This window comes from Streptomyces sp. NPDC005492 (genome assembly GCF_040605995.1).
Taxonomy (GTDB): Bacteria; Actinomycetota; Actinomycetes; order Streptomycetales; family Streptomycetaceae; genus Streptomyces.
In genome coordinates, this window is the sequence record NZ_JBEXDX010000004.1 from 176,587 (window position 1) to 191,367 (window position 14,781).

The 14,781-nt window shown below is 68.7% G+C and carries 14 protein-coding genes; 6 read left to right on the top strand and 8 right to left on the bottom strand.

Going from position 1 to position 14,781, the window contains the following annotated elements; genetic code table 11:
* Window positions 1-40 precede the first annotated feature (40 nt).
* The 4 genes from ABZT04_RS07870 to ABZT04_RS07885 all read left to right on the top strand — a co-directional run bounded on the left by ABZT04_RS07870 (window position 41) and on the right by ABZT04_RS07885 (window position 5,155).
* On the top strand, window positions 41-2,263 hold the full coding sequence (locus ABZT04_RS07870) for an RICIN domain-containing protein (protein WP_356054178.1): 2,223 nt from the start codon (window positions 41-43) through the stop codon (window positions 2,261-2,263).
* 26 nt (window positions 2,264-2,289) lie between these two features.
* Window positions 2,290-3,591, top strand: coding sequence for a ThuA domain-containing protein (locus ABZT04_RS07875; RefSeq protein WP_356054180.1), 1,302 nt, complete (start codon window positions 2,290-2,292; stop codon window positions 3,589-3,591).
* A 120-nt stretch (window positions 3,592-3,711) separates the two neighbouring features.
* Window positions 3,712-4,419: a TetR/AcrR family transcriptional regulator gene (locus ABZT04_RS07880; RefSeq protein WP_356054182.1), complete on the top strand. Its 708-nt coding sequence runs from the start codon at window positions 3,712-3,714 to the stop codon at window positions 4,417-4,419.
* Window positions 4,412-5,155 (top strand): SDR family oxidoreductase, encoded by a 744-nt coding sequence (locus ABZT04_RS07885; RefSeq protein WP_356054184.1) that lies wholly within the window; start codon window positions 4,412-4,414, stop codon window positions 5,153-5,155. Before ABZT04_RS07880 ends, ABZT04_RS07885 begins: the two co-directional genes overlap by 8 nt.
* A 330-nt stretch (window positions 5,156-5,485) precedes the next feature.
* Here the strand turns inward: ABZT04_RS07885 and ABZT04_RS07890 are convergent, their stop codons facing one another.
* From ABZT04_RS07890 to ABZT04_RS07905, 4 genes are all read right to left on the bottom strand, one after another.
* Window positions 5,486-6,244, bottom strand: coding sequence for an IclR family transcriptional regulator (locus tag ABZT04_RS07890; protein ID WP_356054587.1), 759 nt, complete (start codon window positions 6,242-6,244; stop codon window positions 5,486-5,488).
* 245 nt (window positions 6,245-6,489) lie between these two features.
* Complete coding sequence (dmpG, locus tag ABZT04_RS07895; protein ID WP_356054186.1) at window positions 6,490-7,500, bottom strand: 4-hydroxy-2-oxovalerate aldolase; 1,011 nt, start codon at window positions 7,498-7,500, stop codon at window positions 6,490-6,492.
* Window positions 7,497-8,447, bottom strand: a complete 951-nt coding sequence (locus ABZT04_RS07900; RefSeq protein WP_356054188.1) for an acetaldehyde dehydrogenase (acetylating) — start codon at window positions 8,445-8,447, stop codon at window positions 7,497-7,499. Before ABZT04_RS07900 ends, dmpG begins: the two co-directional genes overlap by 4 nt.
* Window positions 8,444-9,292 carry a fumarylacetoacetate hydrolase family protein gene (locus ABZT04_RS07905; RefSeq protein WP_356054189.1) on the bottom strand — a complete coding sequence of 283 codons (849 nt, stop codon included), beginning with the start codon at window positions 9,290-9,292 and terminating at the stop codon, window positions 8,444-8,446. The genes ABZT04_RS07900 and ABZT04_RS07905 overlap by 4 nt, the downstream gene beginning before the upstream one ends.
* Window positions 9,293-9,526: 234 nt before the next feature.
* Between ABZT04_RS07905 and ABZT04_RS07910 the strand changes: the two genes are divergently transcribed.
* The gene (locus ABZT04_RS07910) at window positions 9,527-11,131 is read left to right on the top strand and encodes an FAD-dependent oxidoreductase (protein WP_356054191.1); all 1,605 of its coding nucleotides are present in this window, start codon (window positions 9,527-9,529) and stop codon (window positions 11,129-11,131) included.
* Between the two features lie 4 nt (window positions 11,132-11,135).
* On the opposite strand, the gene ABZT04_RS07915 is transcribed toward ABZT04_RS07910, so the two are convergent.
* The 4 genes from ABZT04_RS07915 to ABZT04_RS07930 all read right to left on the bottom strand — a co-directional run bounded on the left by ABZT04_RS07915 (window position 11,136) and on the right by ABZT04_RS07930 (window position 13,721).
* Window positions 11,136-11,645 carry a hypothetical protein gene (locus ABZT04_RS07915; RefSeq protein ID WP_356054193.1) on the bottom strand — a complete coding sequence of 170 codons (510 nt, stop codon included), beginning with the start codon at window positions 11,643-11,645 and terminating at the stop codon, window positions 11,136-11,138.
* The gene (locus tag ABZT04_RS07920; protein WP_356054195.1) at window positions 11,642-12,082 is read right to left on the bottom strand and encodes a DM13 domain-containing protein; all 441 of its coding nucleotides are present in this window, start codon (window positions 12,080-12,082) and stop codon (window positions 11,642-11,644) included. Before ABZT04_RS07920 ends, ABZT04_RS07915 begins: the two co-directional genes overlap by 4 nt.
* A gap of 139 nt (window positions 12,083-12,221) precedes the next feature.
* Window positions 12,222-12,824 (bottom strand): TetR family transcriptional regulator, encoded by a 603-nt coding sequence (locus ABZT04_RS07925; RefSeq protein ID WP_356054197.1) that lies wholly within the window; start codon window positions 12,822-12,824, stop codon window positions 12,222-12,224.
* Between the two features lie 36 nt (window positions 12,825-12,860).
* The gene (locus ABZT04_RS07930) at window positions 12,861-13,721 is read right to left on the bottom strand and encodes an alpha/beta fold hydrolase (protein WP_356054199.1); all 861 of its coding nucleotides are present in this window, start codon (window positions 13,719-13,721) and stop codon (window positions 12,861-12,863) included.
* 168 nt (window positions 13,722-13,889) lie between these two features.
* Here ABZT04_RS07930 and ABZT04_RS07935 point away from each other — a divergent pair, with 168 nt between their 5' ends.
* Window positions 13,890-14,762, top strand: coding sequence for a VOC family protein (locus ABZT04_RS07935; protein WP_356054201.1), 873 nt, complete (start codon window positions 13,890-13,892; stop codon window positions 14,760-14,762).
* The last annotated feature ends 19 nt before the right edge of the window (window positions 14,763-14,781 follow it).

A 14,781-nucleotide genomic window follows, 5' to 3' on the forward strand; every position in this document is an offset into this window, starting at 1 on the left:
CCTTTCCACCCCACCCCCCATCACCACCACAGGAGCATCCGTGTTCAGACGGAAGAGGCCGACCCGCCGTCACCGCGTTCCGAGAGCGCTCACGGCCGTCGCGCTCGTGGCGACCACCGTCACCGGTATCGAGTTCGCCGCGCAGGGTTCGGCGAGCGCGGCGAACTCCGCCGCCGCCGCGATACCGACCGGCTACACCACCGTGGTCAACAAGGGCAGCGGCAAGTGTGTCGACGCCCGTTCGGCCGCGAGTGCCGACGGCACCGCCGTCCAGCAGTACACGTGCAACGGATCCACCGCGCAGAACTGGCAGTTGGTCGCCACCAGCGGGGGCTACTACCGCGTCAACAGCAACCTGAACGCGGGCGAGGCGTGGGACGTCACCAATGTCTCCACCGCCGACTCCGCGCCCGTCCAACTGTGGACGTACTCCGGCGGCAACAACCAGCAGTGGCTGCCGGTCGCCGAGGCCGACGGCGCCTACCACTTCGTCAACCGCAACAGTGGCAAGTGCCTGGACGTCCCGAGCGCCTCCACCGCGGACAGCGTGCAGCTCGCGCAGTACACCTGCAACGGCACCGCCGCGCAGTCCTTCACGCTCGGTGGCGCCACCACCAATCCGCCGGGGACCCCGGACTTCGGCCCCAACGTGACGGTGTTCGACCCGTCGATGTCGGCGTCCAGCATCCAGTCCAAGCTGGACTCGGTCTTCTCCCAGCAGGAGACCAACCAGTTCGGCTCGGCCCGCCAGGCCCTGCTGTTCAAGCCGGGCACCTACAGCGCCAACGCCAACGTGGGCTTCTACACCCAGGTCGCGGGCCTCGGCTTCTCGCCGGACGACGTGACCATCAACGGGTCCGTGCACGCGGAGGCCGACTGGTTCCAGGGCAACGCCACGCAGAACTTCTGGCGGGATGCCGAGAACCTCTCGGTCAACCCGAACGGTGGCACGGATCGTTGGGCCGTCTCGCAGGCCGCCCCGTACCGGCGCATGCATGTACGCGGCAACCTCGCGCTGGACGACGGCGGTTGGTCCAGCGGCGGCTTCATCTCCGACACCAAGGTCGACGGGCAGATCCAGTCCGGCTCCCAGCAGCAGTTCCTCACCCGTGACTCGCAAATGGGCAGTTGGTCCGGCTCCAACTGGAACATGGTCTTCGTCGGCGACCAGGGCGCACCCGCCCAGTCCTTCCCGACGTACACCAACGTCGCCAGCTCGCCCACGATCCGCGAGAAGCCCTTCCTGTACGTCGACAGCGCGGGCAACTACCAGGTGTTCGTACCGGGGTTGCAGTCCAACGCCGTCGGCACCACGTGGAGCGGGAAGACCCCGGCGGGCAAGTCCCTGCCGATCGACCAGTTCTACATCGTCAAGCCCGGCGCCACCGCGGCCGACATGAACGCGGCGCTCGCCTCCGGCAAGAACCTGCTGGTCACCCCTGGCGTCTACCACCTCGACCAGACGCTGAACATCACGCGCCCCGACACGGTGGTGCTGGGCATGGGCCTGGCCACCTTCGTGCCGGACGGCGGGATCACCGCGATCTCCACCGCCGACGTGGACGGCATCGAGCTGGCGGGTCTGCTGATCGACGCGGGCACCACCAACTCCGCGAACCTGGTGCAGATCGGGCCGGCCGGTTCGACCGCCTCGCACGCCGCGGACCCGATCCAGCTCTCCGACTTCTTCGTCCGGATCGGCGGCGCCACCGTCGGCAAGGCGACCAACTCCCTGGTGGTCAACAGCGCCAACACGATCATCGACCACACCTGGATCTGGCGTGCCGACCACGGCAACTCCGGCACGGTCGGCTGGACGACGAACACGGCGGACACCGGACTGATCGTCAACGGCGCCAACGTGACGGCGTACGGCCTGTTCGTCGAGCACTTCCAGAAGACCCAGGTCCTCTGGAACGGCAACGGGGGCAGAACGTACTTCTTCCAGAACGAGATGCCCTACGACCCACCGAACCAGGCCTCCTGGATGAACGGCTCCGGCAAGGGCTACCCCGCCTACAAGGTCGCCGCCAACGTAACCACCCACGAGGCATGGGGACTTGGCAGCTACTGCTACTTCAGCAGCAATTCGAGCGTGGTCGCCGACCACTCCTTCGAGGTGCCGAGCGTGTCCGGGGTCAAGTTCCACGACATGGTGACCGTCTCGCTGGGCGGGGTCGGCACGATCAGCCACATCATCAACAGCACGGGCGGACCGTCCAACTCCAGCAACAACGTCGCCTACTTGACCAACTATCCGTAGACCGCACGGAAAGGATCGATCACCCGATGAACACCACCATCAGATCCGGTTCCACCCGCGTGGTCCTGAGGGTCCTGCTCCTCCTCGCGACGGTGCTGGGCTTCGCGGTGGCACCGCCCGCTGCCCACGCGAGCACCGCGGCCACGCCGTTCAAGGTCCTCGGCCTGTACAGCGGTACGTACGACGCGGCGCACATCGACTTCGAGAAGGAGGCGAACGTCTGGTTCCCGCAGCAGGCCGCGGCGAACGGCTTCACCTACACGTCCAGCACCAACTGGGACCTGCTCGCCAACGGCGGGGTCAACGCCTACCAAGTCGTCCTGTTCCTCGACGACTTGCCGCAGACGTCCGCCCAACGCAGCGGTTTCGAGACGTACATGAGAAACGGCGGCGGCTTCATGGGCTTCCATGTCTCCGCCTTCACCACGGACGCGGCCGGCTGGTCCTGGTACCACAACACGTTCCTCGGCTCCGGGAACTTCGTGTCCAACACCTGGGGTCCGACCGCGGTGACCCTGAAGGTGGAGGACCACTCGATCCCGCCCACCGCCAGCCTGCCGGCCACGTTCACCTCGTCGGTCAGCGAGTGGTACAGCTGGTCCAACGACCTGCGGCAGAACCCGGACATCAAGATCCTCGCGTCGATCGACCCGAGCAGCTTCCCGGTCGGCACCGATCCCAACCAGTCCTGGTACAGCGGGTACTACCCGATCATCTGGACCAACACGAAGTACAAGATGCTGTACGCGAACTTCGGCCACAACGCGATGAACTACACGACCAACACGCGCCTGTCGTCGACGTTCGCGAGCCCGACCCAGAACCAGTTCCTGCTGAACGGCCTCAAGTGGCTCGGCGGGGGCGACACTTCGACGCCGCCGACGGACACCCCGATCTCCGAGACGTCCTGGTACTCCGTGCAGAACGGCGGCAACGGCACGTGTGTCGACGCCCGTTCGGCGGCCACGGCCAACGGGACGGCGATCCAGCAGTACGCCTGCAACGGTACGGCGGCGCAGCAGTACCAGTTCCGCTCCACTGACAGCGGGTACATGGAGATCACCGCGCGCGGCAACCCCGCACAGGTCATCGACGTGACCGACCGCTCGACGGCCGACAACGCGCCGTTGCAGCTGTGGGCCTACTCCGGTGGCACGAACCAGCAGTGGCAGCCCGTGAAGGAGACCAGCGGGCGCTACCACTTCATCGCCCGGCACAGCGGCAAGTGCCTGACCGCCGCCACGGCGGCGACCAACAGTGTCCAGCTCACCCAGCGGACCTGCGACGGCTCGGCCGCGCAGGCCTTCCAACTCGCCGTGCAGTCCTGAGCCACCGCACGGCACAGCAGGGGTGCCTCCCACCGCGGTGAAGCGGTGGGAGGCGCCCCTGTTTTCGTTGGTAACAACAGCTTGTTGTCAGCGATACGTATCACTGTTATCGTCGATTACATGAACACGAGATCGCTGATAATCGAGGCGGCGGCGGAGCTGATCGCCCAGTCGCCGAGCGGCGATGTGTCGACGCGCGCGGTGTGCGATGCGGCGGGTGTGCAACAGCCGGTTCTGTACCGCCTGTTCGGCGACAAGGACGGGCTGCTGGCGGCGACGGTCGACCACGTCTGGGACCAGTACCTGGAAACCAAGCGGTCGGCGGAGAAGTCGGCGGACCCGTTGCGGGACCTGCTCGCCGGGTGGGACAGCCACGTGGCGTTCGCCCTGGCCCATCGCAACGCCTACAAGTTGATGTTCGCCCCGGCGCTGCGCTCCACACCGGAGGCGGCACGGGAGGCGCTGCGGATCCTGCGCGAGGTTCTGGACCGGCTCGCCGCGCAGGGCCGGATGCGGATCGCGCCCGAGATCGCGGCGCGCATGGTCATGACGGCCACCACTGGTGTCGCGCTGGGGCTGATCACCCGCCCCGAGCTCTATCCGGACACGGATCTGTCGACGTCGGTCCGTGACGCGATGGTGCGGGCGATCCTGCTCGACGCGCCGTCGGACCCGGCCGTCCACGACGCCCGCGCGGCGGCGGCCACCACGCTGCTCTCCTCGCTCGACGATCTCACCCCCGAACCGTTCACTCCCGCGGAGTCGGCCCTGCTCGGGCAGTGGCTCACGCAGATCCCCACCACACGGAAGGGCCCTCACCATGACTGACACCGCCACCACCACCCGCGTCGCCCTGGTCACCGGCGGTTCCGGCGGCATCGGCCGCGCGGTCGCCGAGCGGCTGGCGAAGGACGGCATCGCGGTCGGCGTGCACTACGCCGGCAACAAGGCGAAGGCCGACGAGACGGTCGCCGCGATCGTCTCGGCCGGCGGCAGGGCGATCCCGGTCGGCGGTGACGTCGCCGACGAGGACGCGATGTCCGCCGCGTTCGACGCGGTCGAGGCGGAGTTCGGCGGCATCGACGTGGTCGTCAACACGGCCGGGGTCATGGTCCTCTCCCCGATCGCCACCCTGAGCCTCGACGACCTCGACCGTATGCACCGCACCAACATCCGCGGCACGTTCGTCGTCTCCCAGCAGGCGGCCCGCCGGGTGCGCGGCGGCGGCGCGATCATCAACTTCTCCACGACTGTCACCCGCACGAAGTTCCCGACCTACGGCGCCTACGTCGCGAGCAAGGCCGCGGTCGAGGCGATGACCCTCGTCCTGGCCCGCGAACTCCGCGGCAAGGACATCACCGTCAACGCCGTCGCCCCCGGCCCCACCGCCACACCACTCTTCCTGGACGGCAAGGACGACACCACGATCGAGAACCTGGCCAAGGCCGCCCCACTGGAACGCCTGGGCACCCCGGCCGACATCGCGGAATCGGTCGCGTTCCTGGCGGGCCCGGCCCGCTGGATCAACGGCCAAGTACTGTTCGCCAACGGCGGGTTGGCATAACGGGGAGGAGAAGCAGGAAATGGCTTACGTACTGCAAGCGGTGATCGCCGGGGAGGAACCGCTCCGCGCCGCCTCGCGGAACATCCCCGGTGCGCCTTCGAGAGGATGCTCGCCGAGTGGTCCGCCGTAGGGCCGGTCACCTATGTGGAGGCCGACTACTTCGGTGGGGTCGGCGAGCAGCGAGCTCTCGCAGGCACTCCGTCGGCTGGGTGCCACGAGCGGTCCGGGCCAGGACGAGTTCAGGGCTGTGGGGCTGGGCCGGCATCGGCACCACGACGGCTGGCTCTCCGCTTCCTCGTAGCGCTTCCTCGAGGCGAGGCCGCCCCCCAACTACCCCACCGCGTCCGCCACTTCGCGCCGGAACGACTCCCCGCCCCCGAACAGCTCCTCGGACACCGCCCGTACGGCGTTCACGACCAGCGGGGCAACGAGTTCCAGCGGCGCTCGCCCGTCGCCGACGACCGAGATCGCGCCGACCGGACCGTCGGGGCCGCGCAGGGCGAGGCCGACGCAGCCGAGGTCGGGGAAGCACTCGCCGCGGTCGATCGCCAGCCCGTTGCGTCGGCGTACCGTGCTCAACTCCCTGTGCAGGAGGTCGAGTCGGCCGATGCTGTGCGAGGTGCGGCACTCCATCGACTGCTGGTACCGGGCGTCGATCTCCTCCGGGCTCAGCCAGGCGAGCATGGCCTTCCCCAGTCCGGTGCAGTGGGCCACGGCCCGGCCGCCGACCCGTGAGGGGATGTCGACCGCCGCCCGGCCTCCCACCTTGTCGAGGTAGTAGATCTCCGGGCCGTCGAGCACGGCGAGATGGACGACCATCTTCGTGCGGACGGCCAGGTCGAGGAGTTGGGGCGCGGCCGCCGCGCGCAGCGTGCTGTGCCCGATCTCCCGCCCGCCCAGACCGAGCGCGCGCGGTCCCAGCGCGTACCCGGCGACCGTGTGGTGCAGCCAGTCCAGGCGCACCAGTTGGTCCAGGATCCGGTGGGTGGTGGAGCGCGGCAAGTGGGTCCGCCGGGACACCACTTCGAGGGTGAGGTGTGTCTGGGGCCGCTCGAAGAGGTCCATGATCAACGTCACGCGCTCCATCATCGACGGTGGCAGCGCATGCCGGTCGGCCTCGTATCGCGGTTCCAGGCGAAGGGCAGACGTCATCGTCAATGCCTCTCTGCTAAAACTGAAATCAATTCTAGTTCGGCGCCGTCGTCAACGTACAACGGCGCCGGACGCAGGCCAAGAGGCGTGCACGAGTTTATTGGTACGAGCGGTCTAATCAATACGTGAAAGCGCCGCCTCCCGGTGCGGGGTCCGGGGAGCGGCGCTACGGAAAGGTACGGTCAGCAGCCGCGGGTCAGGTCGAGCGCGATATCCACGATCATGTCCTCCTGCCCGCCGACCAGTCCGCGCCTGCCGACCTCCTGGAGGATGGTGCGCGCGTCGAGGCCGTACTGAACGGCTGCCGTCTCGGCGTGCCGCAGGAAGCTGGAATAGGCGCCCGCGTACCCGAGGGTGAGGGTCTCCCGGTCGACGCGCACCGGCCGGTCCTGGAGCGGGCGGACCAGGTCGTCGGCGGCGTCCTGGAGCGCGAACAGGTCGCAACCGTGCTTCCAGCCGAGCAGGTTGGCGACGGCGACGAACGGTTCGATGGGGCAGTTGCCGGCGCCCGCGCCCTGTCCGGCCAGGGACGCGTCCACCCGGGTCACACCCTCCTCCACCGCGGTCACCGAGTTGGCGACCGACAGGGACAGGTTCTCGTGCGCGTGGATGCCGATCTGGGTGTCCGGGTCCAGCACGTCCCGGTAGGCGCGGATACGGTCGCGCACGCCGTCCATGGTGAGCCGGCCGCCGGAGTCCGTGACGTACACGCAGTGCGCGCCGTAGGACTCCATCAGCCGTGCCTGGCGGGCGAGTTCGGCCGGGTCGGTCATATGGGCCATCATCAGGAAGCCGGAGACGTCCATGCCGAGTTCGCGGGCGGTGGCGATGTGCTGCGCGGCCACGTCGGCCTCGGTGCAGTGGGTGGCGATGCGCACCGAGCGGACGCCGAGGGAGTAGGCCTGTTTGAGTTCGGCGATGGTGCCGATGCCGGGCAGCAGCAGGGATGTCAGCGTCGCCCGGTGGATGGCGCCGGCGGCGGCCTCGATCCACTCCCAGTCGGTGTGGCTGCCGGGCCCGTAGTTGAGGCTGCCCCCGGAGATGCCGTCACCGTGGGCGACCTCGATGGCGTCCACGCCGGCCTGGTCGAGGGCCGCGCTGATGGCGGCCACCTTCGCGGGCGTGATCCGGTGCCGGATGGCGTGCATGCCGTCCCGGAGGGTGACGTCCTGCACATAGAGCCTGGGGGTCACTGGGTCACCTCGGTGGGGAAGCGCTGGGCGATGCGCTCGGCGACCCGCAGGGCGGCCGAGGTCATGATGTCGAGGTTGCCCGCGTAGGCGGGCAAGTAGTGGGCGGCGCCCTCCACTTCGAGGAAGACGGAGACCTTCGTGGTCACCTCGGAGGCGTCGTCGGTGAAGAGCGTGTGCACCGGATCACCGGCGGGGATCGGGGTGAACTGCACGCTCTGCTTGAGCCGGTAACCGGGCACGTAGTCGGCGACCGCGTCCACCATGCCCTCCACCGAGGCCCGGATCGTCTCGTGATCGGCGTCGCCGATCAGGCAGTACACGGTGTCCCGCATGATCAGCGGCGGCTCGGCCGGGTTGAGCACGATGATCGCCTTGCCGCGCTGGGCACCGCCCACCTTCTCGATCGCGGCGGAGGTGGTCTCGGTGAACTCGTCGATGTTGGCCCGGGTTCCGGGTCCGGCCGACTTCGAGGCGATCGAAGCGACGATCTCGGCGTAGGGCACCGGTGTGATCCGGCTGACCGCGTACACGATCGGGATGGTGGCCTGGCCGCCGCAGGTGACCAGGTTGAGGTTGTCGACCCCGCCCGCGAGATGCTCGTCGAGGTTCACCGGCGGCACGACGTATGGTCCGATGGCGGCGGGAGTCAGGTCGACGAGCCGTTTGCCGTACGGGGCCAGGCGCTTGGCGTTCTCGACGTGCGCCTTCGCGGACGTGGCGTCGAAGACGATCTCGATGTCCTCGAACCCGTCCATCCGGATCAGTCCGTCCACGCCCTCGTGCGTGGTGGGCACCTTCAGGCGTGCGGCGCGGGCGAGGCCGTCCGAGTCCGGGTCGATGCCCACCATCGCGGCCATCTCCAGGGTGTCGGAGAGCCGTAGCACCTTGATCATCAGATCGGTCCCGATGTTGCCGGAGCCGATGACGGCCACCTTGGTCTTCGTCATCCCTCTTCCTTCGACGAGTCCGATGAGTCGGTTGAGAACGTCGCGGTCACCGTGCCGAGGCCCGACATCTCTGCCCGTACGGTGACTCCCGGCGGGGTGGGGACGAGTGGACCCAGCGCTCCGGAGAGCACGACCTGACCGGCCCGCAGCGGGTCCCCGAACTCCCGGGCGGTGCGCGCCAGCCACAGCAGCGCGGCGAGCGGATCACCGAGGCAGGCCGTGCCGTCGCCCTCCGAGGCGAGCTTCCCGTCGGCGTACAGCCGCATCGTCACGTCCCGGGGCTCGAACGCCTTCAACTCGACCCGCTCGCCGCCGAGTACGAACAACCCGCTGGAGGCGTTGTCGGCGACGGTGTCGGTGATCGCGATGTCCCAGTCGGCAACCCTGCTGTCCACGATCTCCAGCGCGGCGACCGCGTACGCGACGGCGGACCGGACCCGCTCGATGTCGAGGTCGTCGTGGTCGAGGTCGGCGGCGAGGACGAACGCGATCTCGGCCTCGACCCTGGGCTGCAGCAGCCGTTCGCTCGGCACGGCCGGCAGCGCGCTGACGTCCATGTCGGCGAGGAGCACCCCGAAGTCGGGCCGGTCGACGCCGACTTGGCGCTGCACCGACTCCGAGGTCAGTCCGATCTTGCGGCCGACGACCCGTGCTCCGGCGGCGATCCTGTCGGTCACGACGCGCTGTTGGACGGCGTAGGCAAGGCTGATGTCGGTGGCGCCGAGCAAGTCCCGTACCGGAGCGCACGGTTGACGGTCGCGGGCCGCGCGCGTCAGTCGGGCGACCGCCTCGGCCACCGCCGCCTCACGGTCCGCCACCGCCGTCGGTTCCCATACGTCTGTCATTCGCATCCTCAACTCGTGATGGTCTCCAGCCTGGGCATCCGTGCCCCATCACGGTCCCGCGCGTTCCGCTCACCGGGACTCGATCCGGGTGTGGACGGACGGTCTCGCTCAGCGAGATGACGTACCGGAGCCGTGGAATCGGCTGGATACCGTCGCCCGCACATTGCTGCTGAAGGTTGTGGCGTTGAGCCGCGCTCGGCCGTCGAGAACGTCAGCACACCTGAGGAGGTCATCTTGGCCAGCAACGAGGACGTCTACGACGTGATCGTCGTCGGGTCGGGCGGAGGTCTGGTCGGTGCCTATGCCGCGGCGTCACGCGGTCTGCGCACCCTCGTCATCGAGAAGACCGACCGGGTCGGCGGCACGACCGCCTACTCCGGTGCGGGTCTGTGGTACCCGGGCTCGGCGCCGATGCGGCGGGCCGGTCTGGACGAGAGCGTCGAGGACGCCAGGACGTATCTGCGCAACGCCGTCGACGACGAGTCGCGCGAGCGGTTGCAGGACGCGTATCTGCGGGCCGGTGCCCAGGTGATCGACGAGTTGGAGCAGAACCCGTGGTTCCGGTCGTTCGAGTACGCCCCGGTGCCGGACTACTATCCGGCGCTCGCCGGCGCCTCCCCCACGGGACACACCATCTTCCCGCCGCAGGTCACCGTCGCCGAACTCGGTGAGCACGCCCCGCTGGTGCGCACCTGTCTGCCCGCCGAGCGGTGGGGACACGACGAGGGGCCGGTGCTGAGCGGTGGCCGCGCGCTGATCGGCCGTACGCTCGCGGCGTTCCTGGAGACGGGCCACGCTTCGCTGCGGCTCAACACCGCGTTGGAGAGCCTGGTCGTCGAGGACGGCAGGGTCGTCGGTGTGCAGGCGGTGAGCGACGGCGAACGGGTGACGTTCCGGGCCACGGGCGGGGTGATCCTCGCGGCCGGCGGCTTCGAGCGCAATCAGGAGTTGCGGGAGAAGTACCAGCCGGTCCCGCCACGCGCCGCCGAGTGGACCCACGGCTGCCCGGGCAACACGGGGGACGCGCTCCAGGCCGGCATCGCGGTCGGCGCCGCCACCGACCTGCTCGACGCGGCCTGGTATGTCCCGGGCCTGGTGTGGCCGGACGGCCTGCCGCTCTTCCACACCGGCACCCGGGGCGGGATCTGGGTCAACGCGGCGGGCGAACGCTTCGTCAACGAGACCCGCCCCTACGACCAGGCGGGCCGCGAGATCGTCCACCTGCACACCACCACGGGTGTCTCGCACATCCCCGCCCACTGGATCATCGACCAGCGCCAGCTCGACCGGGACAGTTTCGGCGGACCCCACGACCAGCCGGTCGACCCCGAGTGGTTCGAGTCCGGCGCCCTCAAGAAGGCAGACTCCCTCAAGGAGTTGGCGAAGCTGATCGACGTACCGCTCGACACCCTGCGCGCGACCATCAAGGAGTTCAACGGCTACGCGGAGACCGGGGTCGACGAGAGGTTCCACCGCGGCGAGACGCCCTGGGACCAGATCGCCTTCCACGTCCTGGGCTTCCCCGCCCTGCCCCAGCTCAACTACCCGGCACCGCCCACCCCCGGCCGGCCCAACCCGCTGCTGCTGCCGCTGGACACCCCGCCGTACTACGTCGCCACCATCCTCCCGTCCGACATCGGCACCAAGGGCGGCCTGAAGATCGACGAGCACGCGCGCGTGCTACGTCCGGACGGACAGCCCATCGCGGGCCTGTACGCGTCCGGGAACACGGCCGCCGCGATGACGGGACGCGTGTACCCGGGCGCGGGGGCACCGATCGGTTCGAGTGTCGCGTTCTCCTATCTGGCGGTGCTGGACATCGCGGACGGCACGGACTGACTCGTCAGAGCCAGCGCCGGACCGGTTCCCGGAACACCATCGCATTCGGACGTTTTCGGCCTACGACCCTCTCCGCGACGGTCGTCGCGGAGAAGTGCGAGGCCAGCAGCGGCCAGGCGATGACCACCGTCGAGAGGACGGCCATGATCGGATACTCGGTGATGAGCTGGTCCGCGCTCCAGTACATCAGCAAGGTGAACGCGGACATGAAAGACGCGGGCAAGGAGAAAACTCCCAGGACAAGGACAACGCCCAGTGATGTCTCCAGAAGGGGCATCGCGAAGCCGAAGAAATGCGGCCATTCCGCGAGCGTGGCATCCGAGAAGCTTTTGAAGTAGCCCGGAACCCTGCTGTTCGACTTCGCGCTGTTCGCCACCAGCAGGATGTCCGCCGCACCGAAATGCGCCCGGTATTTCAACGTCCCCTCATGAAGCCACAGCACACCCAGCGTGACTCTGATCGCGCCGGCGAAGGCCGCCGCGATCAGAGTCCCGCGCGCATGGGGCGACTTCATGACAGCTTCGCGGCGCCGAATACCGCCTTCGCCTTGTCGCAGTGGATGACCACGGTGCTGTAGGCGGCCGCGTCGGCGCCATTGAGGGCGAACATCTGGGACGCCTTGTCGAACTTGACGGCCCCGATCTCCTTGCCCGCCGACACGGCTGCTTCGTCCGTGCCGTTCGTGAGATAGACATGCAGGTCCGGCCCCTCGTCGGAGGAGAACCCGGAAAGCGTGACGCCCGAACCGCTCACCTGCGCGGAGCCGGACACCTTCTTTCCGTTGAGCCCCGCGAACATCCCCGTGCTGTCGGCCGCCTTCGCCGCCTGCGGGGAGGCCGACATGGAGGCCGCCGCCTTCGAGGTGGAGTCGCCGTTGTCAGACCCGCCGCACGCCGTGAGCGTGAAGGAAATCGCCACAAGAGCCGCGCCGGCAAACCCGATTTTCCGCATGCCAAATCCTCTTCTTGATTCCGTGGGAGTCGGCGGCAATAGGAACGGACCGCCGCCGACGAGAACCAACCTACCTACGGAATACGCGAAGAGGACCGGCTGCCGGGGGACGTAAGAAATGCTTCATATCTTGCGGCGGCTACGGCGAGAGGAGCAGCCGTGCGGCCAGGCGCATGTTGCTCTCCGCCTCCTCGGTGGAGAGTTCCTCGGTGAGCATGGCCACGAACAGGCCCCACCAGCCGTAGATGAGCAGTCGCGCCCTGCTGCGGTCGGTCTCGGAGGCCTCGCCGACGCCGAGCAGGCGCAGGATGGTCCGGCCCAGGGCGCTGTCGACGATGTCGATGCGGGCCGGGACGGCGCTGGTGTACTCGGTGAACGAGGACGTCGCCACCGCCGAGGCGAGCAGCGGGCTGTCGAGCAGCTTGACGCTGAGCGCGATGAGCAGTTCCGCGATCTCGGCGGCGGGGTCGGCAGCCGCGTCGGCGGTGGTCTCGTGGTCGCCAAGGAACTGCTCGATGTGCCACTCCATGACCGCCATGAACAGGTGCGGCTTGGACGGGAAGTACCGGTACAGGGTGGCGATGGCTACGCCGGCCTCCTTGGCCACGTCGTGCATCTGGACGCTGGCGAGCCCCTCGCGGGCGCCGAGTTCGGAGGCCGCGCGGAGGATGCGGACCCGGCGGGCGATCTGGCCGCGCGAGACGGGTGCCGCCGGTTGCCGTCCCTCAGCGGGTCTCGCCACGTCGTCCCCCATGTCGTCCGGTGCTCCCGCCGACGCTCAGGATGCCTCGGGGCGGGTCAGGAAGGCCAGGACCGTGCTCTCCCAGGCCTCCTTCTGCTCGATCATGGCCCAGTGCCCGCAGTCGGGCAGGACATGCAGTTCGGCCTTGGGAATCGTACGCATCGGGATCAGCGCGCTCTCCAGCGGTGTGACGCGGTCGTCGCGGCCCCAGGTCAGCAGGGTCGGTGCGCTGATCTTGTGGAGGGCGGCCCAGATGGGCTGGTCGGAGTGGGCCTGCGCGGCCTGCATGGCGGCCATGGCCTGGCGGCCGTAGATCCGGCGGGAGGCCTCCAGGGTCGCGGGCTCGGTGGCGGTCGTCCAGCGCTCCTCGATGAGTTCCTCGGTGAGGAGGGCCGGGTCGTGGACCATCGACCGCAGCCACTGGAGGAGGTTGTCGCGGGTCGGGTTCTCGGCGAACTCGACGAGCAGGTTGAGGCCTTCACTGGGGCCCGGCGAGAGGATGTTGCGGCCGACGCCACCGATGGTGACGATCCTGCGGAACAGGTCCTTGTGGGCGACGGCGAGTCCGGCGGCGACGAAGCCGCCCATGGAGTTCCCGATGACGTTCACGCGGTCGAGGCCGAGGCCGTCGAGGAAGCGCAGGACGGCCTTCGGGGCCGCCATCATGGGGTTCTCGTCGGTGGGGTCGCTGACCCCGAACCCGGGGAACTCCAGCGCGAGGCAGCGGAAGTGCTTCGCGAACACGGGGAGGTTTCCCCGGTAGTTGCGCCAGCCCGTCACGCCCGGACCCGAGCCGTGCAGCATCAGCAGCGGCGGCCCGTCGCCCGCCTCGTGGTAGCGCAACGTGCCCTCGGCGGTGCGCAGTTCGCGCAGGGTGTCCTCAGCGGTGAGTGTCATGACGGTGCGTGGCCTCCGGTCGCGGGGTGACAGGCGACAGTCACCGTGCCACCGGGGCCCGGCCGGGTGCCGTACCGCTCCCGATCAGTGGGACGTGGACGGCCCCCGGTCGGCCACGCTGATTAGCGTCGGGCTGCCAGGACTTGACGACTGTGAGGGGAGAACCTGATGGGTGTGCGCTCACTCGGGTATGTACGGCTGGATTCCAGTGACATCGGGAAATGGAAGGTGTTCGGGGCGGATTTCCTCGGCCTGATGCCTGTTGAGGGCGGCGACCCGGAGTCCCTCTACTACCGGATGGACGACTATCCCGCCCGCATCGTGGTCTCCCCCGGCTCACAGAACGGGATGACCGCCCTGGGCTTCGAGGTGATCGACGAGCGGGAACTGGCGCGGCTCGTCGCCGAGGTCGAGAAGACCGGCATCAAGGTGACCGCCGGCACCGAGGACGAGGCCGCGGAACGCAGGGTCACCGGTTTCGTCAAGTTCAACGACCCGGGCGGCAACCCGGTCGAGTTGTTCTACGGCGCGATCCTCGACCATGTTCCGGTGCACACGCCGCTGGTCTCGGGGTTCCTGACCGGCGACATGGGCTTCGGGCACGCCATCGTCTCCGCCGAGGACGCCCGGGGCACCTTCGACTTCTACGTCGATGTCCTCGGGTTCATCGAGCGCAACACGATGCGCTCACCGGGCGGCACGACCTGGTTCATGGGCTGCAACCCCCGCCACCACACCCTGGGCGTCACCCCGGCGCCGGGTCCCGGGCGGCTGCTGCACTTCATGGTCGAGGGCAAGACGCTGGACGACGTGGGGCGCGCCCTGGACCGGGCCGCGAAGCTCGACGTCCCGATGATGCACTCGCTCGGCAAGCACACCAACGACCACATGGTGTCGTTCTATGTGTGGTCGCCGGAGAACTACGCGGTGGAGTTCGGCTGGAACGGCCTGAAGGTGCCGGAGCCGGTGCCCGTCTACGAGATCACCGACGGCGCGTTCTGGGGCCACCACTTCACCCCGCCACCGCAGCCCGCCGGCTGATCCGAGAAGGCATGAGCAG

Coding starts and splice junctions, on each gene's coding strand:
- ABZT04_RS07875 (WP_356054180.1), top strand. CDS start 2,290: ATGAACACCACCATCAGATCCGGTTCCACCCGCGTGGTCCTGAGGGTC.
- ABZT04_RS07880 (WP_356054182.1), top strand. CDS start 3,712: ATGAACACGAGATCGCTGATAATCGAGGCGGCGGCGGAGCTGATCGCC.
- ABZT04_RS07885 (WP_356054184.1), top strand. CDS start 4,412: ATGACTGACACCGCCACCACCACCCGCGTCGCCCTGGTCACCGGCGGT.
- ABZT04_RS07890 (WP_356054587.1), bottom strand. CDS start 6,244: ATGATGGAGCGCGTGACGTTGATCATGGACCTCTTCGAGCGGCCCCAG.
- ABZT04_RS07900 (WP_356054188.1), bottom strand. CDS start 8,447: ATGACGAAGACCAAGGTGGCCGTCATCGGCTCCGGCAACATCGGGACC.
- ABZT04_RS07905 (WP_356054189.1), bottom strand. CDS start 9,292: ATGACAGACGTATGGGAACCGACGGCGGTGGCGGACCGTGAGGCGGCG.
- ABZT04_RS07915 (WP_356054193.1), bottom strand. CDS start 11,645: ATGAAGTCGCCCCATGCGCGCGGGACTCTGATCGCGGCGGCCTTCGCC.
- ABZT04_RS07920 (WP_356054195.1), bottom strand. CDS start 12,082: ATGCGGAAAATCGGGTTTGCCGGCGCGGCTCTTGTGGCGATTTCCTTC.
- ABZT04_RS07930 (WP_356054199.1), bottom strand. CDS start 13,721: ATGACACTCACCGCTGAGGACACCCTGCGCGAACTGCGCACCGCCGAG.
- ABZT04_RS07935 (WP_356054201.1), top strand. CDS start 13,890: ATGGGTGTGCGCTCACTCGGGTATGTACGGCTGGATTCCAGTGACATC.